At 56.2% G+C, this 15676-nt stretch carries 14 protein-coding genes and 1 pseudogene; 10 read left to right on the plus strand and 5 right to left on the minus strand.

The annotated features are described in order from the left end of the window. Positions 1-7 precede the first annotated feature (7 nt). Together ispF and truD are read left to right on the plus strand one after the other, a co-directional pair. Positions 8-481, plus strand: a complete 474-nt coding sequence (ispF, locus tag JK621_RS02780) for a 2-C-methyl-D-erythritol 2,4-cyclodiphosphate synthase (RefSeq protein WP_212558556.1) — start codon at positions 8-10, stop codon at positions 479-481. A 3-nt stretch (positions 482-484) separates the two neighbouring features. Continuing rightward, a complete protein-coding gene (gene truD / locus JK621_RS02785; protein WP_212558557.1) occupies positions 485-1531 on the plus strand; it encodes a tRNA pseudouridine(13) synthase TruD in 1047 nt (348 codons plus the stop codon). 39 nt (positions 1532-1570) lie between these two features. Here truD and JK621_RS02790 read toward each other — a convergent pair whose 3' ends face one another. Beyond that, positions 1571-2683, minus strand: a complete 1113-nt coding sequence (locus JK621_RS02790) for an acyltransferase family protein (protein WP_212558558.1) — start codon at positions 2681-2683, stop codon at positions 1571-1573. Between the two features lie 282 nt (positions 2684-2965). Here JK621_RS02790 and surE point away from each other — a divergent pair, with 282 nt between their 5' ends. The 4 genes from surE (at position 2966) to rpoS (ending at position 6712) form a co-directional block, all read left to right on the plus strand. Then, positions 2966-3727, plus strand: coding sequence for a 5'/3'-nucleotidase SurE (gene surE, locus JK621_RS02795; protein WP_043912118.1), 762 nt, complete (start codon positions 2966-2968; stop codon positions 3725-3727). Next, positions 3721-4347, plus strand: a complete 627-nt coding sequence (locus tag JK621_RS02800; RefSeq protein WP_212558559.1) for a protein-L-isoaspartate(D-aspartate) O-methyltransferase — start codon at positions 3721-3723, stop codon at positions 4345-4347. Before surE ends, JK621_RS02800 begins: the two co-directional genes overlap by 7 nt. Positions 4348-4672: 325 nt before the next feature. Beyond that, positions 4673-5659, plus strand: coding sequence for a murein hydrolase activator NlpD (gene nlpD / locus JK621_RS02805; RefSeq protein ID WP_212558560.1), 987 nt, complete (start codon positions 4673-4675; stop codon positions 5657-5659). A gap of 54 nt (positions 5660-5713) precedes the next feature. Continuing rightward, complete coding sequence (gene rpoS / locus JK621_RS02810; protein WP_212558561.1) at positions 5714-6712, plus strand: RNA polymerase sigma factor RpoS; 999 nt, start codon at positions 5714-5716, stop codon at positions 6710-6712. A gap of 80 nt (positions 6713-6792) precedes the next feature. On the opposite strand, the gene mutS is transcribed toward rpoS, so the two are convergent. Continuing rightward, positions 6793-9348 carry a DNA mismatch repair protein MutS gene (gene mutS / locus JK621_RS02815; protein ID WP_212558562.1) on the minus strand — a complete coding sequence of 852 codons (2556 nt, stop codon included), beginning with the start codon at positions 9346-9348 and terminating at the stop codon, positions 6793-6795. Here mutS and JK621_RS02820 point away from each other — a divergent pair. Beyond that, complete coding sequence (locus JK621_RS02820) at positions 9319-9687, plus strand: hypothetical protein (protein ID WP_212558563.1); 369 nt, start codon at positions 9319-9321, stop codon at positions 9685-9687. The two genes, mutS and JK621_RS02820, sit on opposite strands and share 30 nt — an antisense overlap. Here the strand turns inward: JK621_RS02820 and JK621_RS02825 are convergent. From JK621_RS02825 to JK621_RS02835, 3 genes and pseudogenes are all read right to left on the minus strand, one after another. Then, the gene (locus tag JK621_RS02825) at positions 9664-10671 is read right to left on the minus strand and encodes a hypothetical protein (RefSeq protein WP_249337134.1); all 1008 of its coding nucleotides are present in this window, start codon (positions 10669-10671) and stop codon (positions 9664-9666) included. The genes JK621_RS02820 and JK621_RS02825 overlap by 24 nt on opposite strands. 54 nt (positions 10672-10725) lie before the next feature. Continuing rightward, positions 10726-11702, minus strand: a pseudogene (locus JK621_RS02830) (aldo/keto reductase). Positions 11703-11713: 11 nt separating this feature from the next. Further along, on the minus strand, positions 11714-12514 hold the full coding sequence (locus tag JK621_RS02835) for an SDR family NAD(P)-dependent oxidoreductase (RefSeq protein WP_212558564.1): 801 nt from the start codon (positions 12512-12514) through the stop codon (positions 11714-11716). A 106-nt stretch (positions 12515-12620) separates the two neighbouring features. On the opposite strand from JK621_RS02835, the gene JK621_RS02840 reads away from it, so the two are divergent. From JK621_RS02840 to chbC, 3 genes are all read left to right on the plus strand, one after another. Continuing rightward, a complete protein-coding gene (locus tag JK621_RS02840) occupies positions 12621-13514 on the plus strand; it encodes a LysR family transcriptional regulator (RefSeq protein ID WP_212558565.1) in 894 nt (297 codons plus the stop codon). A 470-nt stretch (positions 13515-13984) separates the two neighbouring features. Then, complete coding sequence (locus tag JK621_RS02845; RefSeq protein ID WP_006317708.1) at positions 13985-14302, plus strand: PTS sugar transporter subunit IIB; 318 nt, start codon at positions 13985-13987, stop codon at positions 14300-14302. An 11-nt stretch (positions 14303-14313) separates the two neighbouring features. Beyond that, on the plus strand, positions 14314-15675 hold the full coding sequence (gene chbC, locus JK621_RS02850) for a PTS N,N'-diacetylchitobiose transporter subunit IIC (protein WP_212558566.1): 1362 nt from the start codon (positions 14314-14316) through the stop codon (positions 15673-15675). Position 15676: the final 1 nt, after the last annotated feature.

Raw genomic sequence — 15676 nt, forward strand, 5'->3', positions numbered from 1 at the left:
GCGCATCATGCGTATCGGTCACGGTTTTGATGTACATAAATTTGGCGGCGAAGGGCCGCTGGTGATCGGTGGTGTTCGCATCCCTTATGAGAAAGGTTTGCTGGCCCACTCGGACGGCGACGTGGCCCTGCATGCGGCGACCGATGCTCTGCTGGGGGCGGCGGCGCTTGGGGATATCGGCAAGCTGTTCCCGGATACCGATCCGGCTTTCAAAGGCGCCGACAGCCGTGAATTGCTGCGTGAAGCCTGGAGGCGCATTCGCGCCAAAGGCTACCGCCTGGGGAACCTGGATATCACCATTATTGCCCAGGCGCCCAAAATGGCGCCGCATATTCCGCAGATGCGTATTTTCCTGGCGGAAGACCTGCAGTGCCATATGGACGACGTTAACGTTAAAGCCACGACCACCGAACAGCTTGGTTTTACCGGGCGTGGCGAGGGCATTGCCTGCGAAGCGGTTGCCTTGTTGATCAAGGAATAACGCATGGATATGGCTAATTTGACCTGGCTGTACGGCCAGCCGCAAAGCACCGGGGTGCTGAAAGCCAGCCCGGAAGATTTCGTGGTGGTGGAAGATCTGGGCTTTGAGCCGGACGGAGAAGGCGAACATGTGCTGGTGAACATCCGCAAGAACGGATGTAACACCCAGTTTGTTGCCGATTATCTGGCGCGTTTCGCCGGCATTCACGCCCGCTCGGTCAGTTACGCCGGCCTGAAAGATCGCCATGCGGTGACCGAACAGTGGTTCTGCCTGCATCTGCCGGGCAAAGAAACGCCCGATTTCAGCCAGTTCTCGCTGGAGGGCTGCGAAGTGCTGGCCAGTGCCCGGCATCTGCGAAAAATGCGTATCGGCACGCTGAAAGGCAACGCTTTTACTCTGGTGCTGCGCCAGATCTCCGATCGTCAGGATGTCGAACAGCGCCTGCAGGCCATTGCGGCGGGCGGCGTGCCGAACTACTTCGGCAGCCAGCGTTTTGGTCGCGGTGGCAATAACCTGGTCATGGCGCGCCGCTGGGCGAATGATGAGATCCGGGTTAAAGAACGCAGCAAGCGCAGTTTTTACCTTTCCGCCAGCCGCAGCGCGCTGTTTAACCTGATCGCCAGCCGGCGCCTGGCCAATCAACAGCACCGCACTGTGCTGGAAGGGGATGCGCTGCAACTGACTGGCCGCGGCAGTTGGTTTGTCGCCAAACCGGATGAACTGGCTGAGTTGCAGCAGCGATTGGATGCCGGTGAATTGTTGATTACCGCACCGTTGCCGGGCGACGGCGAACCGGGTACCGCCGGGGAAGCGTTGGATTTTGAACGGCAATGTTTGGCGGAACAGCCGGAGCTGATGGCGTTGTTAAAGCGTGAGCGCGTTGATCCGGCCCGTCGTGCGCTGCTGCTGCAGCCGCAAAAGATGCAGTGGAATTGGTGGGATGACGCTACCGTCGAATTGCGCTTTTGGCTGCCGGCCGGCAGTTTTGCCACCAGCGTGGTGCGCGAAATCATGCGGCTGGATAGCGGTGACGCGGACATTGGCGAATAATAAAAAAACCTGCGGATGCAGGTTTTTTTATCTGATGCCTTAGCGTGGCGTGGTGAACGATTCTTCGGTTTTTAACTTTATCTCTTTCACGTCGGTTAGTGGGCCGCCGGAAAAACGTTTCTTTAACCATTCGTAACAGGGTTTCTCAAAAAAGCGATGAGTGAACTGTGACAAGATTAACGTCAGGGTGATAAAGACCATTAGTTTTATTGCAAATGGTAAATCCAGCGGGGCGAACACCCCTCCCATAACCAGAATAATGGGAGTATGTATAAGGTAAACAGAATAGCTGATATCACCAAACCAGACCGGAACTCGGCTGCCAATCACCTGATGAAACCATGAATTTAACGTTGCCAGGCTTAAAATAAGCAACGCGATAAGCGGGATTGGCAAGAAGCTTAATTTTCCAATCGGGTTTTTTTGATAAACCAAGTACACGACGGCTGCGAAAAGAATGAAATCAAGACAGCCAATAATAGATTTCTGCCCACGACTGAGTTCTATCTGCCGCATGCCTTGGGCCATACGACAAACGGCAACCCCCAGTGCGACCCCGGCGATGCATCTGACAAAACCGGCGGTGACGGCACCATACATCATTTCATGACCGACCATCAGTGAACCGAAAGCCGTATATAAAACGGTGTAGCACATTAAAGCGATAAATAGCAGTTGATTGGTTTTTGCACGGCGGATAAACCAGGGGACCAGAAAGACGGAAACCCAAAACTCGGCGGATATTGACCAGCTTGGGTCATTCCAGCTCCAGTTGTTGACAAAGCCCATGTTCTGCAAGAGAAAAATATTGGCGATGCCAGAAAAAAGCGGTTCATTAAAGGGCAATGTGCGTTGCGTCAACAGATAAATGATACCAACGACGGCCATGGTGACGATGTGCAGTGGATACATGCGCGCAAAGCGATAGAAGATAAATTTTCTATCGCTCATCGCCCCTGACGATAGGGCTTGGCCATAAACATGAGTCAGCACAAACCCCGAAAGGATAAAAAAGAAATCCACGGAGATGTATGCGTTTTGGAATGGATAGTCACGCCAGCCAAACTGGCTACCAAAAAAATGACTTAATGCCACTGTTAACGCAAAAAAACCGCGTAAACCGTCCAAATATTTTAGTCTTGCTAAAGGCATTGAGAGGGATAAACCTTGAAATAATTGTTTCGTGATAATACGAAATTGCGACTGAAGTGTCAGGTTTTCGTAAGGAATGTGTGATTTGCGTCTAGGGGTTGCTTAGGCAAGGTGCCGTGAGCGCAGAACGGTGTTTCCCTTTGGTTACTGGACACACCGGGGGGAGTAAACATAATATCTGCTGGTCAAGTGCCGCCTTTTGGGCGGTCATTCCGAGTATGTAAATGCCAGGCTGCGTTAAACGCTGCATGGGTGAGAGAGATAAAAAGAAGACAACCTCTTATGCGGATATTGCTGAGTAATGACGACGGAGTTACCGCCCCAGGTATTCAGATGCTGGCGGCGGCTCTGCGAGAATTCGCTGAGGTGCAGGTTGTGGCGCCCGACCGTAACCGCAGCGGTTCTTCCAATGCGCTGACGCTGGAATCGCCGCTGCGCACCCTGACATTGCCCAATGGTGACATTGCCGTGCAACAGGGCACGCCGACCGACTGCGTGTATCTGGGAGTGAATGCCTTGATGCAGCCTGCGCCGGACATTGTGGTTTCCGGCATCAACGCCGGGCCCAATCTTGGCGATGACGTTATCTATTCCGGCACCGTAGCCGCCGCCATGGAAGGGCGCCATCTGGGCTTGCCCGCATTGGCGGTGTCGTTGAACGGCCATCAGCATTACGCGACTGCGGCGGCAATCACCTGCCGCGTGCTGCGCGCGTTACAGCGTGAACCGTTGCGAACGGGGAAAATTCTGAATATTAACGTGCCGGATTTGCCGCTGGACCAGATCAAAGGCATTCGCGTAACCCGCTGCGGCAGCCGCCACCCGGCGGACAAAGTGTTCTGCCAGCAGGATCCGCGTGGGCAAAACCTCTATTGGATCGGGCCACCGGGTGATAAGTTTGATGCCGGGCCGGACACTGATTTCGCCGCGGTGGAGCAAGGGTATGTGGCGATTACGCCCTTACAGGTGGATTTAACCGCCTATGCAGCCCAGGACGTGGTAAAAACGTGGTTAACCAAAGCAGGGGTTGGCGGGGAATGGTGAACAAGCGTATGCAAACATTGCTGACGCAGCTGCGTCAGCAGGGGATCCAGGAAGAACGGTTGCTGCAAGCGATAGAAGCGGTGCCGCGTGAACGCTTTGTTGACGAAGCGCTTGAACACAAAGCCTATGAAAATACTGCGCTGCCCATCGGCTCCGGCCAAACCATTTCCCAACCTTATATGGTTGCGCGAATGACCGAACTGTTAAATCTGACGCCCACTTCAAGAGTATTGGAAATCGGCACAGGTTCCGGTTATCAAACCGCTATTCTGGCGCATCTGGTACAGCATGTCTGTTCCGTCGAACGCATCAAAGGGCTGCAATGGCAGGCCAAACGCCGTTTGAAACAGCTCGATCTTCACAATGTCTCTACACGTCATGGCGACGGCTGGCAGGGTTGGGCGTCGCGCGGTCCGTTTGATGCCATCATTGTGACTGCGGCGCCGCCAGAAATCCCGCCGGCGCTGTTGGAACAACTGGATGACGGCGGCATTCTCGTGCTGCCGGTGGGAGAACAGGCCCAAACCCTCAAACGTATTCAACGTCAGGGCAATGATTTTGTCATCGATACCGTCGAGGCGGTGCGTTTTGTACCGCTGGTGAAGGGCGAACTGGCCTAAGGATTGTCTGAATTTTAGGCGCAAAATGAAATCTGTTGCACTTTCATCACCTCTGGTTAAGGTTTTAGCGTTTCAATAAAGTTAATTTTCAATACAATTGCCTTTCTGCGTAGTTGTCTTATGGTGCGGCACCGCCAATGTGGTTAGCATTGGCGCGCTGTTTTGAGGCTCCGGCAGGAGATTTCCTGGCATTCAGGGATCGGCCGCGGGCACCTTTCATCGCAGAAACTGAGAGAGTGGTAAAAGCTCAGCTACGATGTAAAGGGTATTTTGGATATATCGCTGATATTGCTGTCATGGGGGAAGCATGAGCACGGGAAGCCCAATGATTACTTTACGCCGGGTTGCGGTGTGTACGATGGTTAGTTTGTGGTTGGCGGGTTGTACGAATGATGCATCGACATCAGCCCCTATCAGTAGTGTGGGCGGTGGCGGCGCCGCTGCATCCGGCAACGCCGGAGCAAACGCAAGCCCTGAAGGGCGCATCGTTTACAACCGCAGTTACAATTCAATTCCCAAAGGGAGCTACAGCGGTAATACCTACACGGTAAAACGTGGCGATACGTTATTTTACATCGCGTGGATCACCGGGAACGATTTCCGTGACCTGGCGCAACGTAATAATATTCCTGAGCCTTACAGTTTGAATGTGGGTCAAAGCATTCAACTTGGTAATGGTTCTGCCAACGGAAACGGCGGCATGCTGGCGGCGACAGACGCAACGCGCGGCGGTGTTCCGAAGCCGCCGTCCACTACGCAGATACAAACTGCAACGGTTGATTCTCCATCAACTAACGCGTATTCTGATAACTCGGGTAAACAGAATGTAGGTAAAATGTTACCTACAGCAGGTGCAGTAGCGGCAACCACCGCGGCAGCGCCTGTTACCGCGCCGGTTGTTGCTCCACCAGTGAGCAGCACCGTCAGTAACAGCTCGCCAGTGAGTACCTGGAGATGGCCGACTGACGGTAAGATCATTGATAACTTTTCCTCATCAGAAGGTGGGAATAAAGGTGTCGATATCGCCGGGTCTCGTGGGCAGCCTATCTTCGCTACCGCCGATGGTCGCGTAGTGTACGCAGGCAATGCTTTACGGGGTTACGGTAATCTTATCATCATCAAACACAATGATGATTACCTGAGCGCCTACGCTCACAACGACACAATGCTGGTCCGGGAACAACAAGAAGTGAAGGCGGGTCAAAAAATAGCAACCATGGGTAGCACCGGAACCAGTTCAGTACGTTTGCATTTTGAAATTCGTTACAAGGGGAAATCCGTAAACCCGCTGCGTTTTCTTCCGCAGCGATAGATTGGGCAGAATACGCTGATATTCTGCTCGCGGTATCACGGGTAGGAGCAGCATATGAACCAAAATACGCTGAAAGTTAACGAGTTGCAGGATGAGGCAGATTTCGACGAGAACGCAACGGAAGCGGAATCATTCGACGAAAAAGCACTGGTCGAAGAAGAGGCCAGTGAGAGTGATCTAGCAGAAGAAGAGTTGTTGTCTCAAGGCGTTACCCAACGCGTATTGGATGCGACGCAGCTCTATCTGGGCGAAATCGGTTATTCCCCGCTGCTTACCGCAGAGGAAGAAGTTTATTTTGCGCGGCGTGCACTGCGCGGTGACGTGCCGTCCCGCCGCCGAATGATCGAAAGCAACCTGCGGCTGGTGGTGAAAATCGCCCGCCGCTACAGTAATCGCGGCCTGGCGCTGCTGGATCTGATTGAAGAGGGTAACCTCGGCCTGATCCGCGCAGTGGAAAAGTTTGACCCGGAACGCGGTTTCCGTTTCTCTACTTACGCAACCTGGTGGATCCGTCAGACGATTGAACGGGCGATAATGAACCAAACTCGAACCATTCGTTTGCCTATCCACATCGTTAAAGAACTGAATGTCTATTTGCGCACCGCGCGTGAACTTTCTCACAAACTGGATCATGAACCGAGCGCTGAAGAGATTGCAGAGCAACTCGACAAGCCGGTCGATGACGTCAGCCGTATGCTGCGTCTGAACGAACGTATCACTTCTGTCGATACGCCGTTGGGCGGGGATTCAGAGAAAGCGTTGCTGGACATTCTGGCTGACGAGAAAGACAACGGCCCGGAAGACACCACGCAAGACGATGACATGAAACAGAGCATCGTTAAGTGGCTGTTCGAACTGAACGCCAAGCAGCGCGAAGTGCTGGCTCGTCGTTTCGGCCTGTTGGGTTATGAAGCGGCGACGCTCGAAGATGTGGGCCGTGAAATTGGCCTGACTCGCGAACGCGTTCGCCAGATCCAGGTTGAAGGTTTGCGTCGCCTGCGTGAAATTCTGCAGTTGCAGGGCCTGAGCATTGAGGCGCTGTTCCGCGAATAACGTCGGCAGTTGAATCGCATCAAAATAAAAACGGTGAGCATAATGCTCACCGTTTTTTTATGCCTGTAGCGCAGGCGGATTTACACCATTTTCTTCAGACGGTAAAGCCACTCCAGCGCCTGCCGTGGCGACAGAGAGTCCGGATCAAGTGCTTCTAGCGCTTCTACCGCCGGGGACGTTTCCTCATTCAGCAGCGTCATCTGGGTGGCGTCAACGGTACCGGAGGCGGTATGGCTGGAGATGGCTTCCAGCTCACGCAGTTTCTGGCGCGCGCGTTTGATCACCTCACGCGGCACGCCTGCCAGCGCCGCAACCGCCAGACCATAGCTTTTACTTGCGGCCCCGTCCTGCACGCTGTGCATGAAGGCGATGGTGTCGCCATGTTCCAGCGCATCCAGGTGAACGTTGACCACGCCTTCCATTTTCTCGGGCAGGGTAGTCAGTTCGAAGTAATGGGTAGCGAACAACGTCATGGCCTTAATGCGGTTGGCCAGATTTTCCGCGCAGGCCCAGGCCAGGGACAAGCCGTCGTAGGTCGAGGTGCCGCGACCGATTTCATCCATCAATACCAGGCTGTGCTCGGTGGCGTTGTGCAGAATATTGGCGGTTTCGGTCATTTCCACCATGAAAGTGGAGCGGCCAGAGGCCAGGTCGTCTGCCGCGCCAACGCGGGTAAAGATACGGTCCACCGGGCCGATAACGGCCTTGGCTGCCGGCACGTAGCTACCGATGTGCGCCATCAGCACAATCAGCGCCGTTTGACGCATATAGGTACTTTTACCGCCCATATTGGGGCCGGTAATGATCAGCATTCGACGCTGAGGCGACAGCGACAGCGGGTTGGCGATAAACGGCTCGCTCAGCACCTGCTCCACCACCGGGTGTCTGCCTTCGGCAATGCGTACGCCCGGCTGTTCGCTCATGGTCGGGCAGGCGTAGTTCAGCGTTTCCGCACGCTCCGCCAGGTTAGCCAGCACGTCCAGTTCAGCCAGCGCACCGGCGCTTTGCTGCAATTCCCCGAGGTGCGGCAGCAGCAAGTCGAACAGCTCTTCATACAGGCCTTTCTCGATCGCCAGCGCTTTGCCTTTGGAGGTCAGGACCTTGTCTTCATACTCTTTCAGTTCGGGAATAATATAGCGTTCGGCGTTTTTCAGCGTCTGGCGACGCACGTAGTGGATCGGCACCAGATGGCTTTGTCCGCGGCTGACCTGGATATAATAGCCGTGCACGCCGTTGAACCCCACCTTCAACGTATCCAGCCCCAGCCTTTCGCGTTCGCGGATCTCCAGACGTTCCAGATAGTCGCTGGCGCCGTCGGCCAATGCGCGCCACTCATCGAGCTCGCTGTTATAACCGGGGGCGATGACGCCGCCGTCACGCACCAGCACAGGCGGGGCTTCAACGACCGCTCGTTCCAGCAGATCCTGCAGTTCATCAAACTGGCCGACTTGCGACAGCAGATGTTGCACATGCGGAGTTTCCACACCCTGGAGCAGAGCGTGAATATCCGGCAACTGCTGGAACGCATGGCGCATGCGCGCCAAATCGCGCGGACGGGCACTACGCAACGCCAGACGCGCCAGTATGCGCTCCAGATCGCCCACCTGCCGCAGCGAAGGCTGCAGATCGGCATACAAATCCTGCAGTGCGCCAATCGCCTGCTGGCGGTTGTTCAACACCTTGATGTCGCGGGTCGGCATATGCAGCCAACGCTTGAGCATACGGCTGCCCATCGCCGTTGCGGTGCAATCGAGAATGGCCGCCAGCGTATTTTCACTGCCGCCAGACAGGTTCTGGGTCAGTTCAAGGTTACGCCGCGTTGCGGCATCCATGATGATGCCGTCTTGCTGACGCTCCATGGTGATGCCACGGATATGCGGCAATGCCGTGCGCTGAGTATCCTTGACGTACTGCAACAGGCAGCCTGCGGCGCGCAATGCCTGATGAGCCTGTTCCACGCCGAAACCGGTGAGATCGCGGGTGCCGAACTGCAGGTTAAGCTGCTGGCGTGCGGTATCGGGTTCAAACTCCCACAATGGACGACGGCGCAGGCCGTGGCGCTTCTCGATAAGCGCCATATGTTCAAAGGTTTCCGGATAAAGCAGCTCGGCGGGATTGGTGCGCTGCAACTCGGCCGCCATGGTTTCAACGTCTTCCGGTTCAGCGACGCGAAAACGGCCTGAACTGATGTCCAGCGTGGCGTAGCCGAAACCGCGCGCGTCCTGCCAGATCGCTGCCAACAGGTTATCCTGGCGTTCCTGCAGCAGCGCCTCGTCGGTAATGGTGCCCGGCGTGACGATACGCACGACCTTGCGTTCGACCGGGCCTTTGCTGGTGGCCGGATCGCCGATTTGTTCGCAAATGGCGACGGACTCGCCGAGCTGAACCAGCTTGGCAAGGTAGTTTTCGATCGCGTGGTGCGGCACGCCGGCCATTGGGATCGGCTCACCCGCTGAAGCGCCGCGTTTGGTCAGCGAAATATCCAGCAGTTGGGAAGCGCGTTTGGCGTCATCGTAGAACAACTCATAGAAATCGCCCATGCGGTAGAACAGCAGAATTTCGGGGTGCTGCGCCTTGAGGCGCAGGTATTGCTGCATCATCGGCGTATGCGAATCGAGCTTGTCGGTGCTATTCATAAGATTACTGTTTCCAATCCATTGAATTTAAATTTAATTGTGATTTTGATTGTCGTCATTCGCTATCGCATCGCCTCACAAAACATCACGGGATTGGCGATTGCCGGGCAACGCCGATCCATTAATCAAAGGGCCAAACGGCGCAGTGTAACACCCAGACCTTTTACTGAAGCTTATACTAGCCCAGCGGGCAATCGGCTGTCACAGGTAAAAATTGGAAGCTTTACGCAAAGCGGGTTTGCAACGCGGGGAAGATGTTGCAGCCGTCATATCGGCGTTTTTTATTGCAAACTGCCGCTGGGGGCGGCAGCGGCGTTAGTGAGCGGTGGATGTGGATAAGGGCAGGGGAAGTTGGTAGACGCGGAAGCTGTCGGGCACTTCGGTTTCATGCCCGGGCAGCAGGCGGTGACGAATGCGCGATTCGGTGACCAGGGCGCAGCCCTGCGGCGTGATGTCCAAATTAACCGGCGACTCCATGCCTTCGCGAAGGATCTCGATCTTGTGCATGCCGGCCGCGCCCGGCGCGGCAATGCGCAGGATCCTGCCCTGGCCGCTGCTGATGCCATTTTCGAGCACGATCAGTGCGCCGTCCGGCGCCAGCCCCATGCCGTCCGGGTTTTCGATGGTGCGCGGCAACAATATCTCGGACAGCACCGGCTGGGCATCGCCATAGCTGAGAGTATAGAGCCTGCCGGTGCCGAAATTGGCGATCGCCATCCGTTTGTCGTCGAGGATCACGATGCCGGCTGCACCGAGGCCGCTGGGGGCCGTCAGTCTGCTGTCGCGATACAGCGTCTGAAATGCCGGATCGTCCGGCCGCAGCCGCAGGATACCGCCGCCTTTGGTTTCCGTCAGGTAGACCGTACCCTCTGCGTCGAGCACGATATCGTTGCCCATTTCGCCTTCCGGCAGCGGCAGGCTGCGGTTGAGCGTGGCATCCGCGACGTTCAGGGCGTAAACGCGGTTGGCGCGGGCTTTCCCCGCCGACAGGAAGTCCGGCGAATTTCCCCACAGCAGCCCGCGCCGTTCGTCCAGTCTCAGAGCGTTTGAAGCGAACACCGTATCGGTGCCGGGAAAGAAGGTTTGCCAATCTTGGTTCGGGCGTTTGCGCAGCACGCGGCCGCTGGTAATCAGCCCTACATACAGGGTGCCGTCGGATGCGCGGGCTATGCCGTTAGGGTAGAGCGCTCCCGGCGGCAATGTCATGCTGGTGGCGACGCAGGGGGCCTGGTTGGCCAGCGCGGAAATGGCCGGGGCCGCAATGGCCAGCAGCAAGGCCAACAGGGACGCCCGTGCGGGGGAAGGTGTTATCGCGTATGGCATCCAGTCTCTCCTTTGTTGAGGGGAAGTTACGGGCGCTTTTCCACCGGGCGGAAATTACCAACGGCGGGTGGGCATGTGCTGTTGCATTGGCGCTTCGAGCGCCGCCATGTCGTCATCCGACAGGTTGAGGGAAAGCGCCGCGACGGCATCCTGCAGGTGATGCGGTCGCGACATGCCGACCAATGCCGAAGCCACGCCTTTTCTGGCCAGCAGCCAGGCGAGCGCGATTTGCGCCGGCGCTACGCCGCGGGCGGCAGCCAACGCCTCGACCGCCGCGATGGATTGTTCCACTTCACTGCGCCCGCCATACCACAGCGGGGCCTGTTCGTCGGTCTGGGCGCGCAGCGTGGCGGATTTTTTGGCACCCGCCAGCAGGCCGCGCGCCAAAGGGGACCAGGGCGTCAGGCCAATGCCTTCCTCCTGGCACAGCGGGATTAACTCTTCCTCATCTTCACGCGTCACCAGGTTGTATTGGCTCTGCATCGAAATAAACGCCGCCAATCGGTTATGGCGCTGAAAATCCAACATTTTCATAAAGCGCCAGGCGTGCATAGAGGAGGCGCCGAGGTAACGGATCTTGCCCGCACGCACCAGAGTGTCGAGCGTTTCGGCCGTCTCTTCGAGCGGTGTTTCGCTATCGAAGCGGTGCAGTACGAACAGGTCGATATAGTCCGTCCCCAATCGTTGCAGCGACGCTTCCACGCTATGAATGAGATGTTTGCGCGACAGGCCCCGGCCGTTGGGGGATTCGTCCATCGGAAAGAACGCCTTGGTGGCGATCACCATCTCTTCTCTTCGCGGCGGGCAAAATCGCGCAATGCGCGGCCGACGATGCGTTCGCTTTCGCCCGCCGAGTAGATATTGGCGGTATCGAAAAAGTTAATGCCGGCTTCCAGCGCCTGTTGGATGAAAGGGCGAGCCTGCTCTTCTTTCAGCACCCAGGGGCGCCAGGCGGGATCGCCGTAGGTCATGCAGCCCAGGCAGAGCCGGGAAACCTTCAGGCCGCTGTGGCCGAGGCGAACATAGTTCATTATGCGTCTCCTCAGCGGATGCCGGCGATGGTGTAGCCGCCATCCACCAGCAGACTTTGGCCGGTGACAAAACGGGCTTCGTCCGTTGCAAGCCAGACCGCCACATCGCCGATGTCTTCCGGTTGTCCCATGCGCCCGACGGGGGTGTGTTCGATAAACGGCGCGAAAGCGCTGACATCGGCGACGCTGCTGTGCGCCATCGGTGTTTCGATGATACCGGGATTAATGTTGTTGATGCGGATGCCCTGGCGTCCGTATTCAAGTGCCACTGCGGGGATTAACGCGTCAATCGCCCCTTTGCTGGCGGAGTAGCTCGACGAGCCGGCGAGCGCCCCGTGGGTGAGCCAGGAAGAGGTGTTGATGATGACGCCGGCGGAATTTTGCGTAAGGAAAGTCTCTATCTCGTATTTGATCGCCAGCCACACTCCCCTGAGATTGACGGCGATCACCTGGTCGAAATCCGCACTGCTTTGTTGAGTGATGGGTGAAAAATTCCCAAGTATGCCGGCGTTGTTGAAGGCGACGTCGAGCCTTCCATAATGGGTGATTACCGCAGCGATCAGCCGACGGATATCCTCTTCAAGCGAAACATCGGCCACCACAGGCAGGGCTTCTCCGCCCGCGGCGATGATTTCGCCGGCGGTGGCTTCGATCTCTGCCGAACGGCGCCCCGCCAACGCCACTCTAGCGCCTTCGCGGGCATAGGCCAGCGCCGCGGCGCGTCCGATGCCTGTGCCGCCGCCGGTCACCAGGACCACCTTTCCTTCCAAACGTTTTTGCGGGATGTGAACTGAATCAGTATGCGTAGTCATGATATGGACTCTGGGTTATTGATCACACCGCCATGCTATGTTGTTGCCAAAAAGATAACTATCCGTTAAAAATTCATTTCACTGTTAAATTATTTATATCAATCCGATGAAGAAACTCGAATTGTCCGGCCTGGCGGCTTTCGTCGCGATCGCCAATGAACGCAGCTTCAGGCGCGCCGCCGCCCGGCTTGGCGTTACCCCGCCAACCCTCAGCCACACTATGCGTGAGCTGGAAGAGCAGGTCGGCCTGCGGTTACTGAATCGAACCACGCGCAACGTTTCGCCGACCGAAGCCGGCGAGCATCTGTTGGCCAGACTGGCGCCCGCGTTTACCGATATCGACGCTGCACTGGAAAGTCTGAACACCTTTCGCGAGCAGCCGCGCGGGCTGGTGCGGATCAATGCTCCCCGTTCGGCGATCGAGCTGGTCCTGTTGCCACATTTGGGGCGATTGGCCCGCGATTTTCCCGGAATTACGCTGGAGGTTGTGGCGCAGGAGGGGTTCGCCAACATCGTCGAACTGGGATTTGACGCCGGCATCCGGCTGGGAGAAGACCTGCACAACGACATGCGGGCGGTGCGAGTGTCGCCGGATCTGCGGCTGGCCATTGTCGCGACCCCGGAATACTTCCAACGCCATGGGAAGCCAGATACGCCCGGCGATTTGTTAAATCATCGCTGCATCGGATGGCGCAAGATCTCTTCCGGCGAACTCTATAAATGGGAGTTTCGCCGGGGAGACAAGGTCGTTTCCGTTGCGGTAAATAGCCCGTTGATACTCGATGACGGCCGGCTGATGTTGCAGGCGGCGTTAGAGAATGTCGGTATTGCCTTCGCCATCGAGAACGAGGCGGCGGAGCACCTTGCCGCCGGGCGCCTGGAACGGGTGCTGGCGGACTGGTGCCCGTCATTCCCGGGTTTCTATCTGTATTATCCCAACCGTAGAAACCATCCGGTCGCTTTAACGACGGTAATAGATATGCTGCGTTTCCCCGGCTGAAATCGCTGCATTGCAGCCGGGCGCGTTCCCCTCTTGTCCCTTTCTCCGCCGGCGGAATTTGCTCCCCTCCTGTGCCTGGATCTAATCAAGGGTGCACTATTTTACTTTCGTCTGTCTGTTGCCGGCCCTGATGCGCCAAAAGTTATCCATAAATACCCTGCGTGTTTTTAACTTATTGTTTATAATTGTTATTTATTTTATCCAGATGACTTTGACGAGTTTTAAAGGGTTATTTGAGAGGTCGGTCACACTATTTTTTTATGTGAAATGTGAAGAGGGTCAAGCCGGCAGGTCAAGGATAGACGATTCTATCGGCCAGTGGCTTACCGGTCTGCTTCACCGTCTCCGTATACTGTCGGCAACCAGGGCAACGTAACGGAAACTTCATAAGGAATGTGCGTGAGGCAATCTTGATTGCATCTGGCATACAAATGACACGGGGTTTTTTTGATTATCTTGAGGGGCTTGGTATGGAAAAGAAAAAAATCTATCTGTTTTGTTCTGCCGGTATGTCCACTTCTCTGCTGGTTTCCAAAATGAAAGCGCAAGCGGAGAAGTACGAGGTGCCGGTGATCATTGCCGCTTATCCCGAAGCTCTGGCTGCGGAGAAAGGCGCCGAGGCAGATGTGATCCTGCTGGGGCCACAGATCGCCTACACGCTTGCCGAAGTGCAGAAACAGTTGCCGCATAAGCCGGTCGAAGTGATCGATTCCGTTTTGTACGGCAAACTCGATGGCCTTGGCGTGCTGAAGGCGGCGGTTGCCACAATAAAAAAAGCTAACCAATAAGGGGCGTTGCCGTGAATACGTTAATTGCCTCGTTGGAAAAGGTCATTCTGCCTTTTGCCGTGAAAATTGGTAAGCAACCCCATGTTAATGCCATCAAAAACGGGTTTATCCGGTTGATGCCGCTGACGCTGACCGGGGCGATGTTCGTTCTGATCAACAACGTGTTTCTCAGCTTCGGTGAGGGATCGTTCTTCTTCTCGCTGGGAGTGCGGCTGGATGCATCCACCATTGAAACGCTGAACGGCCTGAAAAGCATCGGCGGCAGCGTTTATAACGGCACCCTGGGGATCATGTCCCTGATGACGCCCTTTTTCATCAGTATGGCTTTGGCTGAGGAAAGAAAGGTTGATCCGCTGGCAGCCGCGTTGCTGGCCGTTGCCGCCTTTATGACCCTGACGCCGTTCAGTGTGGGTGAAGCCTACGCCGTAGGCGCGAACTGGCTGGGGGGAGCCAACATCATTTCCGGTATGGTGATCGGCCTGGTGGTGGCGGAGATGTTTGCCTTTGTGGTGCGGCGCAATTGGGTGATCAGCCTGCCGGACAGCGTGCCTTCTTCGGTATCACGCTCTTTCTCCGCATTGATCCCCGGCTTTCTTATCCTGTCGATTATGGGCGTGCTGGCCTATTGCCTGACGCTGTGGGGCACCAACTTCCACCAAATCATTATGGACAGCATCTCGGCTCCGCTGGCGAAAATGGGCAGCGTAGTGGGTTGGGTGTATGTGATGTTCTCTTCGCTGCTGTGGTTCTTCGGGGTACATGGCTCGATGGCGCTGGCGGCGCTGGACAGCGGCATCATGACGCCATTCGCGCTGGAAAACGTGGAGCTTTACAACAAGTACGGTTCCGTCGAGGCGGCGGTTGCTGCGGGCAAAGAGTTCCATATGTGGGCGAAACCCTTTGTGGACTCCTATATCTACCTGGGTGGGACCGGCTCGACGCTGGGGCTGATTATCGCCATCTTTATCGCCTCACGCCGCGAAGACTATCGTCAGGTTGCCAAGCTGGCTACCCCGTCGGGCATCTTCCAGATCAATGAACCTATCCTGTTTGGCCTGCCGGTGATTATGAACCCGGTGATGTTTATTCCGTTCATCCTGGTGCAACCGGTATTGACGATTATCACCACCGTGGCCTATTACACCGGGATGATCCCGCCCATCACCAACATTGCGCCATGGACCATGCCGGTCGGGCTGGGGGCGTTCTTCAACACCAACGGCAGCATCGTCGCCATGTTGCTGAGTTTCTTCAACCTGGGCGTTGCTACCTTGATTTACCTGCCGTTTGTAATGATTTCCAACAAGGCGCAAAGCCAGATCGATCAGGCGACCGAGAGCGAAGAAGATATCGCCAAGGCGCTGAAATTCTAAC

The sequence above is a fragment of the Serratia plymuthica genome (genome assembly GCF_018336935.1).
Classification (GTDB): Bacteria; Pseudomonadota; Gammaproteobacteria; order Enterobacterales; family Enterobacteriaceae; genus Serratia; species Serratia plymuthica_B.